Origin of the sequence: Salarchaeum japonicum, from assembly GCF_020614395.1 — an archaeon.
Classification (GTDB): domain Archaea; phylum Halobacteriota; class Halobacteria; order Halobacteriales; family Halobacteriaceae; genus Salarchaeum; species Salarchaeum japonicum.
Map to the genome: position 1 here is coordinate 145,686 of NZ_CP085324.1, position 16,641 is coordinate 162,326.

At 69.3% G+C, this 16,641-nt stretch carries 19 protein-coding genes; 5 read left to right on the forward strand and 14 right to left on the reverse strand.

Annotation, left to right across the window (positions count from 1 at the left end):
• Positions 1-77 precede the first annotated feature (77 nt).
• Both LI334_RS00770 and LI334_RS00775 read left to right on the forward strand, forming a co-directional pair.
• Positions 78-608: an AAA family ATPase gene (locus LI334_RS00770; protein WP_227261263.1), complete on the forward strand. Its 531-nt coding sequence runs from the start codon at positions 78-80 to the stop codon at positions 606-608.
• Positions 605-1,012 carry an RNA-binding domain-containing protein gene (locus tag LI334_RS00775; protein WP_343750017.1) on the forward strand — a complete coding sequence of 136 codons (408 nt, stop codon included), beginning with the start codon at positions 605-607 and terminating at the stop codon, positions 1,010-1,012. Before LI334_RS00770 ends, LI334_RS00775 begins: the two co-directional genes overlap by 4 nt.
• On the opposite strand, the gene LI334_RS00780 is transcribed toward LI334_RS00775, so the two are convergent.
• The 6 genes from LI334_RS00780 to LI334_RS00805 are packed head-to-tail and all read right to left on the reverse strand — an operon-like array spanning position 1,009 to position 6,296.
• Positions 1,009-1,995, reverse strand: a complete 987-nt coding sequence (locus tag LI334_RS00780; protein ID WP_227261265.1) for a hypothetical protein — start codon at positions 1,993-1,995, stop codon at positions 1,009-1,011. The genes LI334_RS00775 and LI334_RS00780 overlap by 4 nt on opposite strands.
• Before the next feature lie 39 nt (positions 1,996-2,034).
• Complete coding sequence (locus tag LI334_RS00785; protein ID WP_227261266.1) at positions 2,035-2,592, reverse strand: magnesium transporter; 558 nt, start codon at positions 2,590-2,592, stop codon at positions 2,035-2,037.
• Positions 2,593-3,171 carry a magnesium transporter gene (locus LI334_RS00790; protein ID WP_227261267.1) on the reverse strand — a complete coding sequence of 193 codons (579 nt, stop codon included), beginning with the start codon at positions 3,169-3,171 and terminating at the stop codon, positions 2,593-2,595. It abuts the gene before it with no gap.
• Between the two features lie 43 nt (positions 3,172-3,214).
• Entirely contained in the window at positions 3,215-4,387 is a 1,173-nt protein-coding gene (locus LI334_RS00795) for an MFS transporter (protein WP_227261268.1), read from the reverse strand.
• A complete protein-coding gene (locus LI334_RS00800) occupies positions 4,388-5,773 on the reverse strand; it encodes a signal recognition particle protein Srp54 (protein WP_227261269.1) in 1,386 nt (461 codons plus the stop codon). It abuts the gene before it with no gap.
• A gap of 52 nt (positions 5,774-5,825) precedes the next feature.
• On the reverse strand, positions 5,826-6,296 hold the full coding sequence (locus LI334_RS00805; RefSeq protein WP_227261270.1) for a cupin domain-containing protein: 471 nt from the start codon (positions 6,294-6,296) through the stop codon (positions 5,826-5,828).
• Between the two features lie 75 nt (positions 6,297-6,371).
• Here LI334_RS00805 and LI334_RS00810 point away from each other — a divergent pair, with 75 nt between their 5' ends.
• A complete protein-coding gene (locus LI334_RS00810; protein ID WP_227261271.1) occupies positions 6,372-6,824 on the forward strand; it encodes a hypothetical protein in 453 nt (150 codons plus the stop codon).
• Here the strand turns inward: LI334_RS00810 and ftsY are convergent.
• The 5 genes from ftsY to LI334_RS00835 all read right to left on the reverse strand — a co-directional run bounded on the left by ftsY (position 6,810) and on the right by LI334_RS00835 (position 9,652).
• The gene (gene ftsY / locus LI334_RS00815) at positions 6,810-7,964 is read right to left on the reverse strand and encodes a signal recognition particle-docking protein FtsY (RefSeq protein ID WP_227261272.1); all 1,155 of its coding nucleotides are present in this window, start codon (positions 7,962-7,964) and stop codon (positions 6,810-6,812) included. The genes LI334_RS00810 and ftsY overlap by 15 nt on opposite strands.
• A 3-nt stretch (positions 7,965-7,967) precedes the next feature.
• Entirely contained in the window at positions 7,968-8,435 is a 468-nt protein-coding gene (pfdA, locus tag LI334_RS00820; protein ID WP_227261273.1) for a prefoldin subunit alpha, read from the reverse strand.
• A 114-nt stretch (positions 8,436-8,549) separates the two neighbouring features.
• Positions 8,550-9,215 carry a translation initiation factor IF-6 gene (locus LI334_RS00825; protein WP_227261274.1) on the reverse strand — a complete coding sequence of 222 codons (666 nt, stop codon included), beginning with the start codon at positions 9,213-9,215 and terminating at the stop codon, positions 8,550-8,552.
• A gap of 3 nt (positions 9,216-9,218) precedes the next feature.
• A complete protein-coding gene (locus LI334_RS00830; protein WP_145845049.1) occupies positions 9,219-9,500 on the reverse strand; it encodes a 50S ribosomal protein L31e in 282 nt (93 codons plus the stop codon).
• On the reverse strand, positions 9,500-9,652 hold the full coding sequence (locus LI334_RS00835; protein ID WP_145845054.1) for a 50S ribosomal protein L39e: 153 nt from the start codon (positions 9,650-9,652) through the stop codon (positions 9,500-9,502). Before LI334_RS00835 ends, LI334_RS00830 begins: the two co-directional genes overlap by 1 nt.
• Before the next feature lie 320 nt (positions 9,653-9,972).
• Between LI334_RS00835 and LI334_RS00840 the strand changes: the two genes are divergently transcribed.
• Complete coding sequence (locus tag LI334_RS00840; protein WP_227261275.1) at positions 9,973-11,373, forward strand: sodium-dependent transporter; 1,401 nt, start codon at positions 9,973-9,975, stop codon at positions 11,371-11,373.
• Here the strand turns inward: LI334_RS00840 and ligA are convergent.
• Positions 11,370-13,520, reverse strand: coding sequence for an NAD-dependent DNA ligase LigA (gene ligA, locus LI334_RS00845; protein WP_227261276.1), 2,151 nt, complete (start codon positions 13,518-13,520; stop codon positions 11,370-11,372). The two genes, LI334_RS00840 and ligA, sit on opposite strands and share 4 nt — an antisense overlap.
• A 106-nt stretch (positions 13,521-13,626) precedes the next feature.
• On the opposite strand from ligA, the gene LI334_RS00850 reads away from it, so the two are divergent.
• Positions 13,627-14,799 (forward strand): pyridoxal-phosphate-dependent aminotransferase family protein, encoded by a 1,173-nt coding sequence (locus tag LI334_RS00850; protein WP_227261277.1) that lies wholly within the window; start codon positions 13,627-13,629, stop codon positions 14,797-14,799.
• A gap of 12 nt (positions 14,800-14,811) precedes the next feature.
• Here LI334_RS00850 and LI334_RS00855 read toward each other — a convergent pair whose 3' ends face one another.
• Complete coding sequence (locus LI334_RS00855) at positions 14,812-15,969, reverse strand: MFS transporter (protein WP_227261278.1); 1,158 nt, start codon at positions 15,967-15,969, stop codon at positions 14,812-14,814.
• A gap of 39 nt (positions 15,970-16,008) precedes the next feature.
• The gene (locus LI334_RS00860) at positions 16,009-16,557 is read right to left on the reverse strand and encodes a DUF7344 domain-containing protein (RefSeq protein WP_227261279.1); all 549 of its coding nucleotides are present in this window, start codon (positions 16,555-16,557) and stop codon (positions 16,009-16,011) included.
• Positions 16,558-16,641 lie beyond the last annotated feature (84 nt).

Here is a 16,641-nt window from a genome sequence, read left to right on the forward strand (position 1 = left end):
CCGTCTTCTCCGGCGACCCACTAAGCCGTACTCCCCGAAGGGGTGTGTTTTTAGGGGGGACGCGGCTACCTCCTCTCATGACTGTCATCGGTATCGTCGGCCTCCCCGGAAGCGGGAAGAGCGAGGCCGCGGCCGTCGCGGAGACGCTCGGCGTGCCCGTCGTGACGATGGGAGACGTCATCCGGCAGGCCTGCCGCGACCGCGGCCTCGACCCCGCCACCCACCACGGCGAGGTCGCGCAGGCGCTCCGCGAGGAGGGCGGCCCCGCCGCCATCGCCGACCGCTCGCTCCCGATGATTCGGGACGCGCTCGACGAGAACGACACCGTGCTCGTGGACGGCATCCGCTCCGGCACCGAGGTCGAAGCGTTCGAGGACGCGTTCGGCGACGACTTCCTGCTCGTGAACGTGTACGCGCCCTTCGAGCTGCGGAACGAACGCATCACGACACGCGGGCGCGACAACGCCGAGGCCGAGTCGCTCCGGGAGCGCGACGAACGCGAACTCGGGTTCGGGATGGACGACGCCATCGAGCGCGCGGACGTGACCGTCGAGAACACGGGAAGCCTGGAGTCGTTCCAGGAGGAAATCGAGGAGTTGCTCGCGTGATGTACGCCGTCACCGCCACCATCGACGCGCCCGTACAGCCGACGGAGGTTCCGGAGCGCGTCGCGGACGCGATTCGCGAACTCTTCCCGACCGCCGACCTCACCGTCACCGACGACGCGGTTCGCGGGACGACCCACGACTTCGACGCGTTCCGCGAGCGCCTCTACGAGCAGGAAATCCTCGACACCGCGCGCTCCGAATTCCAGCGAAACCGTACGGACGAGGGGTTCTCGTTCGACCTGAAGAAGCAGGCGGCCGTCCAGGGCGTCGTGAACTTCTCCGTCGGGAACCCCGCGGAACTCGGCGACATCCACGTCGAGGTCGAGGTCGAGGAGCCGAGCGTGGACGCGTTCGTCGCGCACCTCGCGCCCGAAACCCGGGACGGCAAGCCGGTCGAGGACTAGGCGAGCAGGAGGACGAGCGTCGCGCCGATGAAGACGACTTTGAGGACGGTGTTGAGCGCGACGACTTTCGACCCGAAGCTCGGCCCCCAGACGCCGTACTGGAAGGGGATGGAGCGCTTGAACGTGGAGAACGCGAAGGAGACGATACCGCCGATGAGCATCGTCGCCACCGCCTGCCGCGGCGTGAACGTCCCGTCGAGCATGGGGGCGATGGTCGCCGCGCCGCTCGTCGTGTCCACCGCGAACACCGCCACCACGGGCACGGCCGCCGCCGGCAGTCCCACCGCGTCGAGCAGGGATCGCGCCGGTACGTCCGGAATCGCCGTCCCCGTCGCGCCCGTGAACGAGTCCGCGAGCAGGCGGGCGTTCGCGAAGTCGTTCGTCGTCAACCACGCCACCGCGACGTAGACGAGGGCGAGACGCGGAACGATGGTTTTCAGTTTCGACGCCGTGCGCTCGCCCGCCTCCGCCAGTTTCTCGCGCCGCGTCGCGTCCGCGGTGTCGGGGCCGCTCGGCGTCGCGGACAGCGACTCCGGCGACGAGAGCAAGACCATCCCCGCGAGGATTCCCGTGAGCGTGATCGCGAGGCTGATGGCGGCGCGCGCCCCGACGTACATGACGCCGACTTCGAGGCCGAGAATCGGAATCAGCACCGGGAGGTAGAACGTGAAGATGTGCTGGACGAACCCGAAGAACGTGTTTATCGTCACCGCGACGAGGGTCGCGGCGTCGCTCAATCCCTCCTCGCGGAACTCCGCGAGCATCCCGTAGCCCGCGGTCGGACTCGCCGCCGTCGCGAGAATCGCCGTCCCGACCGCGTCCGGGAGGTTCGCCGGCCCCGTCAGGTAGCGCGCGAGACCCGCCACGCGCTCCACGAGGCCGAACGCGACGAGGAGGTTCGCCGCGAACAGCCCTATCGAGATGAAGACCGCGATGGACGCGACCCGGGGGAGCACGTCGCCGAGGAGACCCGCGAGTGACACACGCTGGAATAGGAACTCGGGGGAGAAAGGCAGTCCGCTTCAGACGAACAGTTCGACGGCGGCGAGCAGAACGACGACGCCGAGCACGTCGCAGACGTTCGTGACGACGGGAATCACCACGTCGTCGGGGTCGAGGCGGAACCGGTAGGCGGCGTAGGTCGCGGCGGCGGCCACGAGAACGGCGACAACGGCGAGGACGACGCCGCTCGCGGTGGCGACGAGCAGGACGGTCGCGAGCGGGAGGACGAGGCCGCCGAGCGCGAACTGGACGGCCCACGCGCCCGCGCCGACGAGCGGGAAGAGCGTGAGCGCGAGCGCGACGGTGGCGACGGCGTTCCCGGCGAGTTCGTCGTCCCGGGAGTCGAAGGAGAGCGTGCCGAGGTGGAGCGCGGTGGAGAGCCGGCTGGCGAGCACGCTCCCGAGGTTTCCCGCCATCCCGATGGTTACGGGAACCAAGGTGAGGAGGCTCGGGTACGTCGTCAACACTTCTTGGCCGGTGTCGAGGACGAGGCCGCTCGCGAGTTCGACGAGCGTCAGGCCGACGAGCAGGGGGAAGGTCGCGCGGACGATACCCGCGACAGTCCAGTCCTCGGGCATCTAGGTCACCCCGAGCGCGATTGCGAGGCGCGCGCCGGCGAGCATGGTGGCGATGCCGATGACGTCGCCCGTGGTCGTGACGACGGGGCCGGCGAGCGTGTCCGGGTTCATCCCGCGACGGTACCCGAGGAAGACGGCGGCGACGACGACCACGGTGAGGCCGATTCCGGACAGCACGCCGGCGACGAGCGCGACGACGAGCAGGGCGGAGAGCGGGGCGACGGGGCGGCCGAGGCCGAGCAGAACGAGATACCCGAGGACGGCGGCGACCGCGGAGACGGCGACGCCGTTCGCCATCGCGGCCGCGATCGCGGCGCGCACCCGGTCGTCCGCGAGCGAGAGGTCGGGTTCGACGAGCCCCTGGTGGAGGCCGGTGGCGAGGCGCGCGCCGAGCGACCCGTACACGTTTCCCCGGGTGGCGAGCAGGGCGGGGACGAGCACGAGGAGGCCGGGGACGACGGTGAGTTCGCGCTCCATCCCGCCGAGCACGACGCCGGAGAACAGGCCGCCGAGCGCGGAGAGCGCGAGCACGCCGAGCGCTTCCTCGTACGCCTCGCGCGCGACCGCCCGGATGCTCATGTACAGTGGGGTGTGCGGGAACGGTTAAAAAACCGGGCTGCGGTCACTCCGAGACGGCGAGCGCGACCGCGACGGCCGCCGCGACCGCGAGCGAGGCGAGGAGGAGCGCGAACGCGGCGACGTACGACACGCTCTCGGAGACGACGCCGACGACCGCGGGCGCGAGCGCGCCGGCCCCCATCAGGATGGTGCGGACGACGCCGAGGCCGCCGCCCGCCATCGAGTCCGGGACGAGGTCGAGGAGGTACGCGCCCCGGACGGGCCGGAAGCCGTGGCTCCCGAGGCCGAACGCGACGACGCCCGCGGCAACGACGACGAGCGGCGCGCTCGTCAGGAGCAGGGCGGCGAGGCCGACGGCCGCGAGCGCGAGCGTGCCCGCGACGACGCGAATCCGACTGAAGCGGTCGGCGAGTTCGCCCGTCACCGGCTGCACGAGGCTCACGAGGAACAACCCCGAGTAGAGCAGGCTGGCGACGCCGCCGTCCACGCTCGCGGCGTCCGTGAGGTAGAGCGGGAGGAACGCGACGACGCCGTTGTACGCGAACGAGAACCCGACGGTGACGAGGACGAACGCGCTGAACCGCGCGTCCCGGAACAGCCCGAGGTACGCGCGAACGCCCGCGCCGCCGCCCGAATCCGACGCACTCTGCTCGGGGTCGTCGACGCGCGCGACGAACACGGCGGCGAGCGCGAGGCCGAGCAGTCCCGCGGGGAGGAAGACGGCGTGCCAGCCCGCGTGCTCCGCGAGCACGAGCACCGCGGCGGGCGCGACGACGCCGCCGAACGCGCCGAACGTGTCCAATACGCCGAGCGACCGGCCCGTCCGCGAGGGATAGGTCGCGGAGAGCAACCCCACGGCGACAGTCTTGTGGACGCCCGTCCCCGCGCCCACCAGCACCATCGCCGCGACGAGCACGAGGTAGGGAACGTCCACGGAGAGCGCGAGCGCGCCCGCCGCCGCCACGACCGCACCTGCGGCGATGACGGGAACGCGGCCGAGGCGGTCGGCGAGCGCGCCCGACGGGAACTGGAGACCCGCGTACACCAGCATCATCGCCGTGAACGCCAGCCCGAGCGCCGCGTTGCTCACGCCGTACTCCGCGCTGAACGCCGGGAACAGCGGCGGGAACGCGTACCGGAGGAACTTCGCGAGGAACCAGATACCCGCGGCGAGAACGAGCGCGTCCAGGTCCGCGAGCGTCTCCCGAACCGTCACTTACCCGAACGGCCCCATGCCGCCCATGCCACCGCCGCCGCCACCGCCGCCCATCTTCTTCATCATGCGCTGCATGTCGCCGTCCCCCATCCCCTGGAACTGCTTCATCGTGCGCGCCATCATCTTGTGCTGTTCGAGGAGTTCCCGCACCGTCTCCTCAGACACGCCCGCGCCCTTCGCGACGCGGCGAATCTGGCTCGCGCCGACGCTCCGCGGGTTCTCCAACTCCTCCTCGGTCATGGAGTCCATCACGACCTCGAACTGCCGCATCCGGTCTTGGGTCACGTCCATCGCGTCGTCCGGGAGCTGATCCATCATCCCGCCGCCCATCCCGGGAATCATGTCCATCACCTGCGACAGCGGTCCCATGTTGTTCAGGGCGTTCATCTGCTGACGCATGTCCTTCAGCGTGAACTCGCCCTTCAGCATGTCCTCGGGGTCCCAGTCCTCCTCCTCGTCGCCGGTCTCCTCCATCGCGCGCTCCACGCGCTCGGTGAGCTGCTTCAGGTCGCCCATCCCGAGGAGGCGGGAGATGAAGCCGTCCGGCTCGAAGCGCTCGATGTCCTGCACGGTCTCCCCGGTTCCGAGGAACGCGATGGTGGAACCGGTCTCGTTCACGGCGGTGAGCGCGCCGCCACCCTTCGCCGTCCCGTCCAGTTTCGAGATGACGACGCCGTCGATACCCACGGAGTCCTCGAACTGCCGCGCCTGGTCTTTCGCGCCCTGCCCGATGGCCGCGTCGAGCACGAGCAGCGACCGGTCGGGCTGGACTTCGGCCTCGATGTCCTCGATTTCGTCGATGAGGTCGTCCTCCAGCGCGTGCCGGCCCGCCGTGTCCACGATCTGCACGTCCGCGTCGGACGTGGCTTCGAGGCCGTCGCGCGCGATTTTCACGGGGTCGTCCTCGTCCGGGTCGCCGTAGAAATCCACTTCGGCGCGCTCCGTCATCTGCTTCGCCTGGTCGTACGCGCCCGGCCGGAACGTGTCCGTCTGGATGACCGCGGGACGGAGGCCTTTCTTCGAGAACCACCACGCCATCTTCGCCGCCGAGGTCGTTTTCCCCGACCCCTGGAGGCCCGCGAGCATGATGGTTTGTTCCTCCAGCGGGAGGTTCGTCGAATCGCCGACGAGTCCGACGAGTTCCTCGTAGACGATGCGGAGCACGTGGTCGCGCGCCGTCGTGCCGCCCGGCGGTTCCTCCTCCAACGCCCGCTCCTTGATGGAGTCGGAGAGATCCATCACGAGGCTGACGTCCACGTCCGCCTGCAGCAAGGAGCGCTGAATCTCCTTGACGACCTCGTCCACGTCCTCCTCGGAGATGCGGGACTGCCCGCGCAGTTTATCGAGAGTGCCCCGCAGGGAACTCCCCAGGTCGTCGAGTACCATTTGAATACGAGTAGTCGCCGCGTCCGTTAAAGGCTTTTTCTGCCCGTTTCACCTACTCCGGGTACGGAACGTCGTCCTCGATGCGGTAGTACCCGTGGAGCGTGCGCTCCCCGCGACCGCCGGGCGGCGACCCGACGAACACCCCGAACCGTCCCGCGTCCGGGTACACCGTCACGTCCGGTTCGTTCATCGTGGACACCGCGAGATATCGGAGCGGTTCCGCGGAGTCGTTGACGACGCGGTGGCCGCCCGACTCGTCCGCAGGAAGGGAGACGTAGTCCCCGGCGGACAGGTCGTGTTCGCCGCCGTCCGCGCGGAGCGTTCCCGTTCCGTCAAGGACGTACAGCGCCTCCTCGTTCGCCGTGTGGTAGTGGTAGGGCCACGACGCCTCCCCCGGTGGAAGCTCGTACAGACTACACCCGATGTCGTCGCCGTCCCCCTCTTCTCCCAGGTGTTTCCGCCGAATCCCGCCACTTCCGCCGCTCTCCGACCACTCCAGGCTCTCCGATGTCACGCGCTCCATACGCCGCCGTCCCCCGCGACCGTGATAAGAATTGGCGTGCGACGGCCTTTCCCCGGCGGCCCGCCTACCGTGGGTGTGACCGAGACGCTTCACGCCACGCGCGCGCTCCTCTCCGTGCTCTGCGACCTCGCCGCGGACGCCGACCCCCGCCCTATCGACGTATCGCTCGCCGCCACGCCCGCCCGCGACCTCCAACCCACCACCGAGGACGCGGGCGTCGCGCTCGCCAGCATCCCCGACGACACCCGCGTCCTCAGCGACTTCTACTTCCCTGACGCCGGCGACTCCATCAACCGCGTGTTCGGCATGGATCTCACCACGCCCTCGGGGAAGACGGACGCGCGCTTCCTCTCCCACCCGAAGGGCGACCCCTCGGTATCGACGACGGACGACCTCCACGCCCGCCTCCTCGTCGGCGTGCCGCCGTGGAACCCGGACGACGTGCGCGCGTACGACCGGAACGGCAGACGGCTGTCGCTCACCGTCGTCGCCGCCGAAACGGAAGAAGACGCGTCAGTCCTCGACTAAGTCCGCGACCAACGCTTCGGGGTCGAAGCGTTCGAGGTCGTCGTACCCCTGGCCCGTCCCGAGGAAGAGGATGGGCTTTCCGGTGACGTGCGACACCGAGATGGCCGCGCCGCCCTGCGAATCGGCGTCGGCTTTCGTCAGAATCGTGCCGTCGATTTCGGCGGCGTTATCGAACTCGCGCGCGCGGTTCACCGCGTCCTGCCCCGCCACCGCCTCGTCCACGAACACGGTCATGTCGGGGTCGACGACGCGCTCTATCTTCTCCAGTTGACTCATCAGGTCGTCGGACGTGTGCAGGCGGCCGGCCGTATCCCCGAGCACCACGTCCACGTCGTTCGCCTCCGCGTACTCCACTGCGTCGTAGATGACGGCCGCGGGGTCGCCGCCCTGCTCGTGCGCGATGAGCTTCCGGTCGAGGTTCCGCGCGTGCTCCCGAATCTGCTCGTTCGCGCCCGCCCGGTAGGTGTCGCCGTTCGCCAACACGGACGAGAAGCCGTGGTCGGCGAGGTACTCGGAGAGCTTCGCGATGCTCGTCGTCTTCCCCACGCCGTTCACGCCCGTGAAGATGACGACGACCGGCTTCTCGGACTCCGCGATGCGTTCGAGGAAGTCGAACTGCCCCACCGAAATCACGGACAGCAACGCGTCCTCCAGGGCGTCCTCGACGATGGAACCCGTGGACTCGGTGAACTTCCGCTCCTCGCCCACGAGGTCGTCCCGAATCGCCTCCAATATCTCGTCCACGACGCTCATCTCCACGTCGCCCGACAGGAGCGCGAGTTCGAGCTCTCGAAGCGGCTCCTCCAGGTCGTCCTCGTCGATAACGACCCGACCGCGCGCGAACGACTTCGCGCGCGACGCCAACCCCGCGGACGACGACTCGTCCTCCTCGTCGGGCTCGGACTCGTCCTCGGACGGCTCGGCGGGTTCGGCGTCCGCGGTCTCGGTTTCCGCCTCCGCGACCGCGTCCGACTCCGGTTCCGACTCGGCGACGTCCGCGGATTCCGATTCCGCGACCGCGGATTCAGCGTCGGCTTCCGCGTCCGCCTGTTCGGCGTCCGCTTCCTCCGCGGCCTCCTCCACGGACTCCTCCGCGTCCGACTTGAACCGGCCGAGTTTCTCCTTCAGCCCGTCGAACATTCCCTATTCGTCCTCGCCCTGCTCCTGCATGCCCTGCATCTGCTGCTGCATCATCTGCTGCTGGGCCTGCTGGGCCTGCTGTTCGAGCTGCTGGCTCTCGGACTCCAGCTCGGCGATCTCCTCCTGCACGTCGTCGATGCGGTCGTCCACCGTCTCCTTCTTCGACTCCAGCGTCTCCACGGCGTCCGCTTCCTCCTGCTCGGCCGCGTACCCGCCGCCGAGACCGACGACGACCTCGTCGATGTCCTCGACTTCCGCGCGAACGTACGCGTCGCCGCCGAGCGGCACCTGCACCGTCGAACCCGTTTCGAGCAGGTCGAGCGCCTCGATGGCCTCGTCTATCTCCGTCTTCTCCGCTTCGAGGGACTCGACGTCCGCGCGAAGCTCCTCGATCTCCTCCTCGATGGCTTCGATTTCCTGTGAGAGCGCCTGAAGCTGCTGTCGACCGCCACCACCGCCTCCAAGACTCATGATACCAGTAGAGCGGGCCGCGAGCGGGAAGTATCTTTCCAAGCCCTCACACGACACCGGCGCGTGCGCCCTCGAAGCGTCCACCGGCGCGCACCCGGTCGGCCGCGCGAAAAATCAGTCGATGTAGCCGAGCGCGTCCTCGATACGGCCGAGCTCCGGCCCCGTCGTGTCCTCGCCGACGACGTAGCCGTTCGAGTTCGCGACCAGACCGGAACCGACGAGCGGCGCGCCGTAGTTGATAGTGCCGATGTCCGCGGGGACGGAGAGCGCGTCCTCCACGGCGTCCAGTTCCTCGTCGGTCGATTTCGGGTGGCAGAGCACGCCGCGGTCGTTCGCGACGCCCGCCGTCCCGACGGTGTCCACGCCGCCCAGCGTCCCGCGCTCCACCGGCACGCCGAGCGTGTCCGCGACGATATCGACGGCGTCGGCCGAGAGGTCGGGATGGACGTACGCGCCGTCGTCGTTCGCCAACACGACGTTCCCCGCGGCGTTCACGCGCCCCGGGAGCGCGCCGACCGCGAGGTCTGTCTCCGCTTCGAGACGCTCGCGCTCACGGTCGCGAGCGCGACCGCTCAACACGAGGCCGTTGCTGTTCCCGGCGACCAGCGACCCGACCGTCGACGACCCGCCGACGGTCGTCCGAACTACTGGTGCCTCCAACTCGTCTTCGAGCGACGCGGCCACGTCGTCCTCGACGTCAGGCCGCACCACCACACAGTCGTCGGTCGCCCGCGCGAACACACCGACGTACGGGGACCCCGCGAACGACGTACGGAACACGACTTACTCGTCCGCGTACTCCGCTTCCACGACGGGCTCGCCCTCCTCCGTGAAGCGAGCAGCGCGAACACGAACCTTGCTCGGCGGCTTCTTCTGACCGCGCGCCCACGCGACCTCGTTGATGGAGGGATCGAGACGCACCGCGTCCTCGTCCACGCTGAAGTGCTTCGCGAGGTGTTCGCGGATGAGCGTCATCGCCTTCCCCGCACGCTCGTGCTTCGGCTCCGCGAGCACGTCACGGAGGGGAACGGTCACGATCCGCTCCTCGAAATCACTCGCGCTCATTATTCGTCAGTGTCGCTACGCCGCCAGTTCCGGCGCTTCGGGTTTCGCTGCACGTCACGATCCGTCTTCATGATAACCCACGCCGGAACCCGGCTGTTCTGGCGCTCCAGCTTCGCCAGCCGCTTCTTCTTGGACTTCGACTTCTTACCCATAGTGCCCGACGCTACACCTGCCGAGCATAAAGAATTGTCCTTTCCCACCCACCTTTTTGCAGGCGAGGCGCTGAGCGGCTCGTCTCGAAACACCTGACGCGAAAAAGCGCGACCGCTTCGCAGTCGCGTCCGGTACGACCGTGCCGCACAACAAACCGCGACCGCTCCACATGTTGAAGTAGGATGCCGGGGCCAGCGTGCGGCGTGCTCTGAGAGAAGCGCGGGCGAGAGCGCGAAACCCCGGCGGTGCGCTCGCCCGCGAACGCCGACGCACCGCCGTGAACGCACACCTACTTGACGGCTCACGTCGCACGCCCGGTATGGCGACGGAACGCTGGTCTTCCAGGCTCGGATTCCTGCTCGCGACGGTCGGTGCCGCGGTCGGCCTCGGGAACATCTGGCGGTTCTCCGCGGTCGTCGGCACGAACGGCGGCGGCGCGTACCTCGTTCCCTACCTGCTCGCCGCGTTCGTCTGCGCCGTCCCCCTGCTCGTCCTCGAACTCTCCGTTGGGCGCGCACTCCGCACCGACGTGGTGTCCGCGTTCGCGTCCGTGAAACGCCGGTACGCCGCGTTCGGCTGGCTCGTTGTCGCGGGCGTCCTCCTCGTTCTGAGTTACTACCTCGTCCTCACCGGCTGGGTACTCGGGTTCGCCGTCTCGTGGACCGCCGGCTCCGGCACGGCGTTCGCGGCGTTCACGAGCGGCTGGCAGCCGGTCGCGTACTTCGTGCTCGCCACCGCGCTCACCGGCGGCATCGTGTCCCTCGGCGTCCGCGGCGGCATCGAACGCATGGCGACGGTGGTGATGCCGGTCGTCTTCTTCGTCCTCGTCGCGCTCGCCGTCTACGCCGTCACGCTCTCCGGCTGGAACGAGGCCGCGAGCTTCCTCTTCACGCCAGACCTCTCCGTCCTCGGCGACCCCGCACTCTGGAGCGCCGCGTTCGGCCAGGTGTTCTTCTCGCTCTCCGTCGGCCAGGGAATCATGCTCACGTACGGGAGCTACGTGGACGAGGGAACCGACCTCCGGCGGTCGGCGCTCCTCATCACCGTCGCCGACATCGCGGCCGCTGTCGTCGCGGGCCTCGTCATCTTCCCCATCGTGTTCAGCTTCGGCCTCCAGCCAACGCTCGGCACGGAACTCGCGTTCACGACGCTCCCGACGGCGTTCGCCGCGATGCCGTTCGGGCGCGTCGTCGCCGTCGCGTTCTTCGGCCTGCTGTTCTTCGCCGCGCTCTCCTCCGCCGTCTCCCTCCTCGAAGTCGGCGTCGCCGCCGCGACGAACAGCACGCGCCTCGACCGCCGCACCGCGACGGTCGCGCTCACCGCGGGCGTCTTCCTGCTCGGCGTTCCGTCCGCGCTCAGCTACAGCCCGCTCGACTTCGCGGTCGCCGGCACGCCGGTTCTCGACCTCGTGGACGAGTCCGTCGGGACGTACGCGCTCCCGGTCTCCGCGATTCTCGTCGCCGCCGTCTTCGCGTGGCGCGCCGACCTGCCCGCCGTCCGCGCCGACCTCGGGCCGTTCCTCGCGCTCGTGAAGTACCTCACGCCCACGCTCCTCGTCCTCGTCACCGCGGCGAAAGCACTCGGCGTCGCGCGGCCGGCGTGGCGGCTTCTCGTCGCCCGGAGCCGCGACCACCCCCTGCTCGCGCTCGGCGTCGCGCTCACCGCCCTGGCCGCTGTCGCCGCCGTCGCCTACACTCGCGGGACACGCGACCGCCGCTAGACCTCGATACCGCGGTCGTCGAGCAGTTCGAAGAACTCCTCGGGCGAGAGCACGGGAACGCCCTCTGTGTCTGCGTCCTCGCGCTTCGTCGTTCCGGGGTTGTCGCCGACGACGAGGTAGTCCGTGTTCGAGGAGACGCTTCCCGTTGCGTTCCCGCCGTGTTCCTCGACGAGCGCTTCGAGTTCGTCCCGCGTCCAGTCCTCGACCGACCCCGTGAACACGACCGTGAGTCCATCCAGTTCGCTCCCCGTCTCCTCGGATTCGACGTGCGGCGTGACGCCGCGGTCGCGCAGGCGCTCGATGACGTCGCGGTTCCGCTCGTTCTCGAAGAACTCCCGAATCTCGCCCGCGACGGTCTCTCCGACGCCGTCCACCTCACGGAGGTCGTCCTCGCTCGCGTCGAGCACCGCGTCGAGGCCGCCGAAGTGCCGCGCGAGGTCGCGCGCGACCGTCGGCCCGACCTCGGGGATGCCGATGGCGGCGAGGAACTCGGCGAGCGACGGGTCTCGGGAGTCCGCCAGTTCGTCCACGAGCTTCCGCGCGCTCGTCTCCCCCCACCCGTCCAGTTCCGCGATGTCGTCCACGGTGAGCTCGTAGAGGTCGGCGACGCTGTCCACGAGCCCTTCCTCGACGAACTGCTCGGCGGCTTCCGTGCCGAGTCCTTCGATGTCGAGGCCGTCGTCGCTCGCGAAGTACTCGACGGAACGCTTCAACTGCGCGGGACACGCGAGCCCGCCCGTGCAGTAGTGTAGCGGCCCGCGGCGCTCGGTCTCGCTCCCGCAGACCGGGCACTCGTCGGGCATCTCGAAGTGGCCCGTAGCGTGCTTCTCCACGACTTCGTCCACGTACGGGATGACTTCGCCCGCGCGCTCGACCCGGACGTCGTCCCCGACGTTCACGTCCATCGCCGCGATTTCGTCCTGGTTGTGGAGGCTCGCGCGCGACACGGTCACCCCGGCCACGTCCACGGGTTCGAGCAACGCCACGGGCGTCAGACGGCCCGTCCGCCCCACCTGCACGACGATGTCCGTGATGCGCGTCGTCTCGGAGCGCGCGGGGAACTTGTACGCGTACGCCCAGCGGTAGTGTCGGCTCGTCGTCCCGAGGTCGGCGCACTGCGCGCGCGAGTTCACCTTGTAGACGACGCCGTCTATCTCGTAGTCCAGGTCCTCGCGTGCGTCCTGCAGTTCGTTCCGGTACGCGATGGCGTCCTCGATGTCCTCGACGAGGCGGGTGCGGTCGTTCACCTTGAGCCCCCAGTCGGGGAACTGCTCGTGTTCGCTCCAGTGCGTGTCGAGGCCCTCCGCGCCGAGCGCGCCCCGGGACGCCGTCGCGTCCGCCACGTCCTCCTCGCGCTCGCCGGCGGCGAGGATGTCGTAGAAGAAGCAGTCGAGCGGCCGGTCGGCGGTCACGGACGGATCGAGCTGGCGGAGCGTGCCCGCGGCGGCGTTCCGCGGGTTCGCGAACGGCTCCTCGCCCGCTTCGACGCGCTCCCGGTTGTGCTCCTGGAACGCCTCGCGCGGCATGTACACCTCCCCGCGGACGGCGAGGAAGCCGGGGTGGTCGCCGCGGAGGCGGGAGGGAACGCTCTCGATGGTGCGGACGTTCTCCGTCACGTCCTCTCCCGTCTGGCCGTCGCCCCGGGTCGCGGCGCGAACGTACCGGCCGTCCTCGTAGACGATTTCGATCGAGAGGCCGTCGAATTTCGGCTCGCAGACGTAGTCCACGTCGCCGTCGACGTTCCGCCGCACGCGCTCGTCGAACTCCCGCACGTCCGATTCGTCGCCGCTCGAATCGATCGACAGCATCGGCGCGACGTGCTCGACGGTGCCGAGTTCCTCGACGGGTTCGCCGCCGACGCGTCGCGTGGGCGAGTCCTCGGCCCGGAGGTCGAACGCGTCTTCGAGTTCCTGCAGGCGCTCGAACAACCGGTCGTACGCGCGGTCGGAGATGACGGGGTCGTTCAGCACGTAGTACCGGTAGTCGTGGAACCGCACGGCCTCCCGGAGGCGCGCGACCTGCGTTTCCGCCTCCCCCTCGCTGAGGGAGTCCGCGTCCTCGAACGCCGTCTTCGGGTTCGTGATGTAGGGGTTCTCGGGGTCGAGGTTCGCGGCTCCCTCCAGGTCGTCGAACGCCGCGTCTGACATGCCTCGGGGTACGACAGGGGGCGAGGTAAAGCACGGGGCTGCCCGCTCGCCGGCACTAGTTGCGCTGACCCACGACGCTTAACCCGCGTCCGCCCAATCCACGGGTATGCGAGAGGACTTCCTCCTCCTGAACCCGGGCCCCGTCCCGTTGTCGGACGACGTCCGCACGGCGATGTCGGAGCCGATGGTGTCGCACCGCTCCAGCGAGTTCGAGGCCGTCTACGAGCGCGCGCAGGACGGACTCGACTACGTGTTCGAGCGCTCCACGCTGGACGAGGCCGAAACGTCCGCGGGCGGGACGAGCCTCGTCCTGAACGGCACGGCGACGATGGGGATGGAGGCCGCCGTCGCGAACCTCGCGGACGAGGACGACGAGGTCGTCGCGGTGGTGAACGGGAAGTTCGGCCGCCGGTTCGCGCGCATCGCCGACCGGCACGCGGACGTGACGCGCGTCGAGTTCGACTGGGGGAGTCCCGTCGATGTGGATGCGGTCGCTGACGCCGTCTCCGACGACACCGCGGTGGTGACGATGGTGCACAACGAGACGAGCACGGGCCTCCTCAACCCCGTCGAGGCGGTCGGCGAACTCGCGGCCGAACACGACGCGCGGTACGTCGTGGACGGCGTCACGTCCATCGGCGGCGACGAGTTCCGCATCGACGACTGGTACGTCGACATCGCCATCACGGACGGCCAGAAGGCGCTCGCCGGCCCGCCCGGCGTGAGCGCGCTCTACGTCTCGAAGCGCGCCGAAGCCCACATCGAGGGCGAGGACGCGCCGTTCTACGAGGACCTCGACTGGCACCTCCGGAAGTCCGAGAGCCACCAGACGCCCTTTACGAGCGCCGTCCCGCTCTTCCGCGGACTGGCGGTCGCCGTGGAGGACATCCGCCACGAGGGCATGAGCGAGCGCATCGCCCGCCACCGCCGGCAGTCCGCGGCGTTCCGCGCGGCGTTCGAGGCGATGGGACTCGACCTCTTCCCCGACCTGAACGAGCACTCGACGTACTCGAACACGCTCACCGCCGTCAGTCTCCCCAACGAGGTGTACGGCGACCCCGACGAGTTCATGAGCGAAATCAGTGAGCGCGGCGTCTCCATCAGCGGCGGCCAGGCCCACCTCGGCGGCCAGATATTCCGCGTGAGCAATATGGGGAACCTGACGAGCGAGCACGTCCTCCGCGGGGTTCGCACCATCGGCGAGTCCTTCGACGCGGTCGGCGTCGATGTCGATACCGAGGCGGCGCTGGACGCGGCGCGCGACCACCTCCGCCAGTAGCGTTCCGGGCGGTCAGCGCCCGAGCCGAACGAGCGCGGGCAGCGCGACGGCGGCGAGGAGGAGTTCCGCGCCGCCCGCCGCGAGGAATGCTTCTTGATACCCGTACTCGTCCGCGACGTAGCTCCCGCCGACGATGCCGACGAGGAACCCGAGGCTCCCGGCGGCGTTGAACCCCGCCATCCCGACGCCGCGTTCCGTTTCCGCCGTGAGGTCGGCGACCAGCGCCATCGTCGCGGGAGCCATCAGCGCGCCGAGCACGCCGACCGCCACCATTCCGACCTGCGCGTACAGCAGGGCGGGGACGAGGCCGACGGCGGCGACGACGACGCCGTAGAGCGCGGAACCGCCGGCGATGGGGAGCGTGCGGCCGATCCTATCGGAGAGCCGACCGAACGGGTACTGGAGGAGCGCGAACGGCGCGAAGAACAGCGCGAGCGTCAGTCCCGTTCCGGCGCCGTCCAGGCCGAACGCGTCCCGGAAGTAGTAGGTACCGACGAGCGCGAAGAACCCCGCGGTGAACCGGTCGACGAACCCGAACGTGTATGGGACGGCGAGTTCGGGGCGGCGGCGGAGCGTGCGGAGCGCGTCCAGGGCGGACGCGGCGCGGTCGGGCGCGCGGTCGGTGACGAACAGCGCCAGCAGTCCTGCGATACCGAGGGAGAGCGCGCCCGCCCAGAGCGGGAGCACGGGGTTCACGTCGGTGAGTTGGCCGCCGACGGGCGCGCCGAGCGCGGTGCCGAGGCCGATGGCGAGGCCGGCCGCGCCCATGTTCTTCCCGCGCTCGCTGGAGAGGTCGGCGAGCATCGTGATTGCGAGGCTGAACGCGCCGACGGTGAGCGCGCCCTGGAGCACGCGGAGCGCGACGAGCGCGGGGAAGGAGAGCGTGCCGGCGGTCGCGGCGAGCGCGGCGTAACAGAGAGCGCCGCCGACTGCGCCCGCGGTGATGTAGGGGACGCGGCGGCCGGTTCGGTCGCTCACCGCGCCCCAGACGCCGGCGAACGCGACGAACGCCGCGAACTCCGCGCCGAGGAACCACGTGCTCGCGTCGATGCTCGTGCTCGCGCCGAGCGCCGCGACGAGGTCGGGAATGCCCGGGTAGAGGAGAACCTGTGCGAACAGCGTCGCGAAGACGACGGCCGCGAGCGCGACTCGTTCACGTCGTTCCGTCACACGCCGAAGCCACGGCCGCGAGTCGTATAGCCGGTGCGGTTACTCGCGGACGCGATGGAAGACCGAACTCCCCTGCGCGTACGTCTGGTAGACCGCGCACGTGATGATGAGGCAGAAGGTGAACACCGCCCAGTAGGCGGGCGAGACGTAGTCGAGGTAGGGGACGCCGACCTCGGTCGCGAGCACGAGCAGGATGCCGAGCACGCTCAGGCCCGCGTAGAACTCGCTCCACGACAGCCCGTACTTCGGGACGACTTCGAGGTAGATGCTCACGTCCCTCGCGTGTTCGGAGAGCGTGACGGTCTTCTCGTTCTCGTCGTACTCGACGATGTCGAGTTCCGCGAGCTTCGGGAGGTGGGTCTGCTGGAGGGTGACGTAGACGGACTGCCGGACGTTCCGCGGGGGCGGGGACTCGCCGCTCTCCTGTTCCGCGATGTACTCGGAGAGTTCGCGCGCCGTGCTCTCGCCGTCGCGGTCGCGGAGGTACTCGATGACGTGGCGGCGGCGGTCGTTCCGGAGCACGTCGTGCACGTCGGCTTTATCGAGACGGCTCGACCGTGGCTGTGAGAGCAGCGTCCGCCCCTTCATCGTACATTCGTACGTTTCACGACATATTGAACGTGTTGTATTCTTCGCCGCGATTCCCGTCCACATATTTGTGGTTTCGCCGGG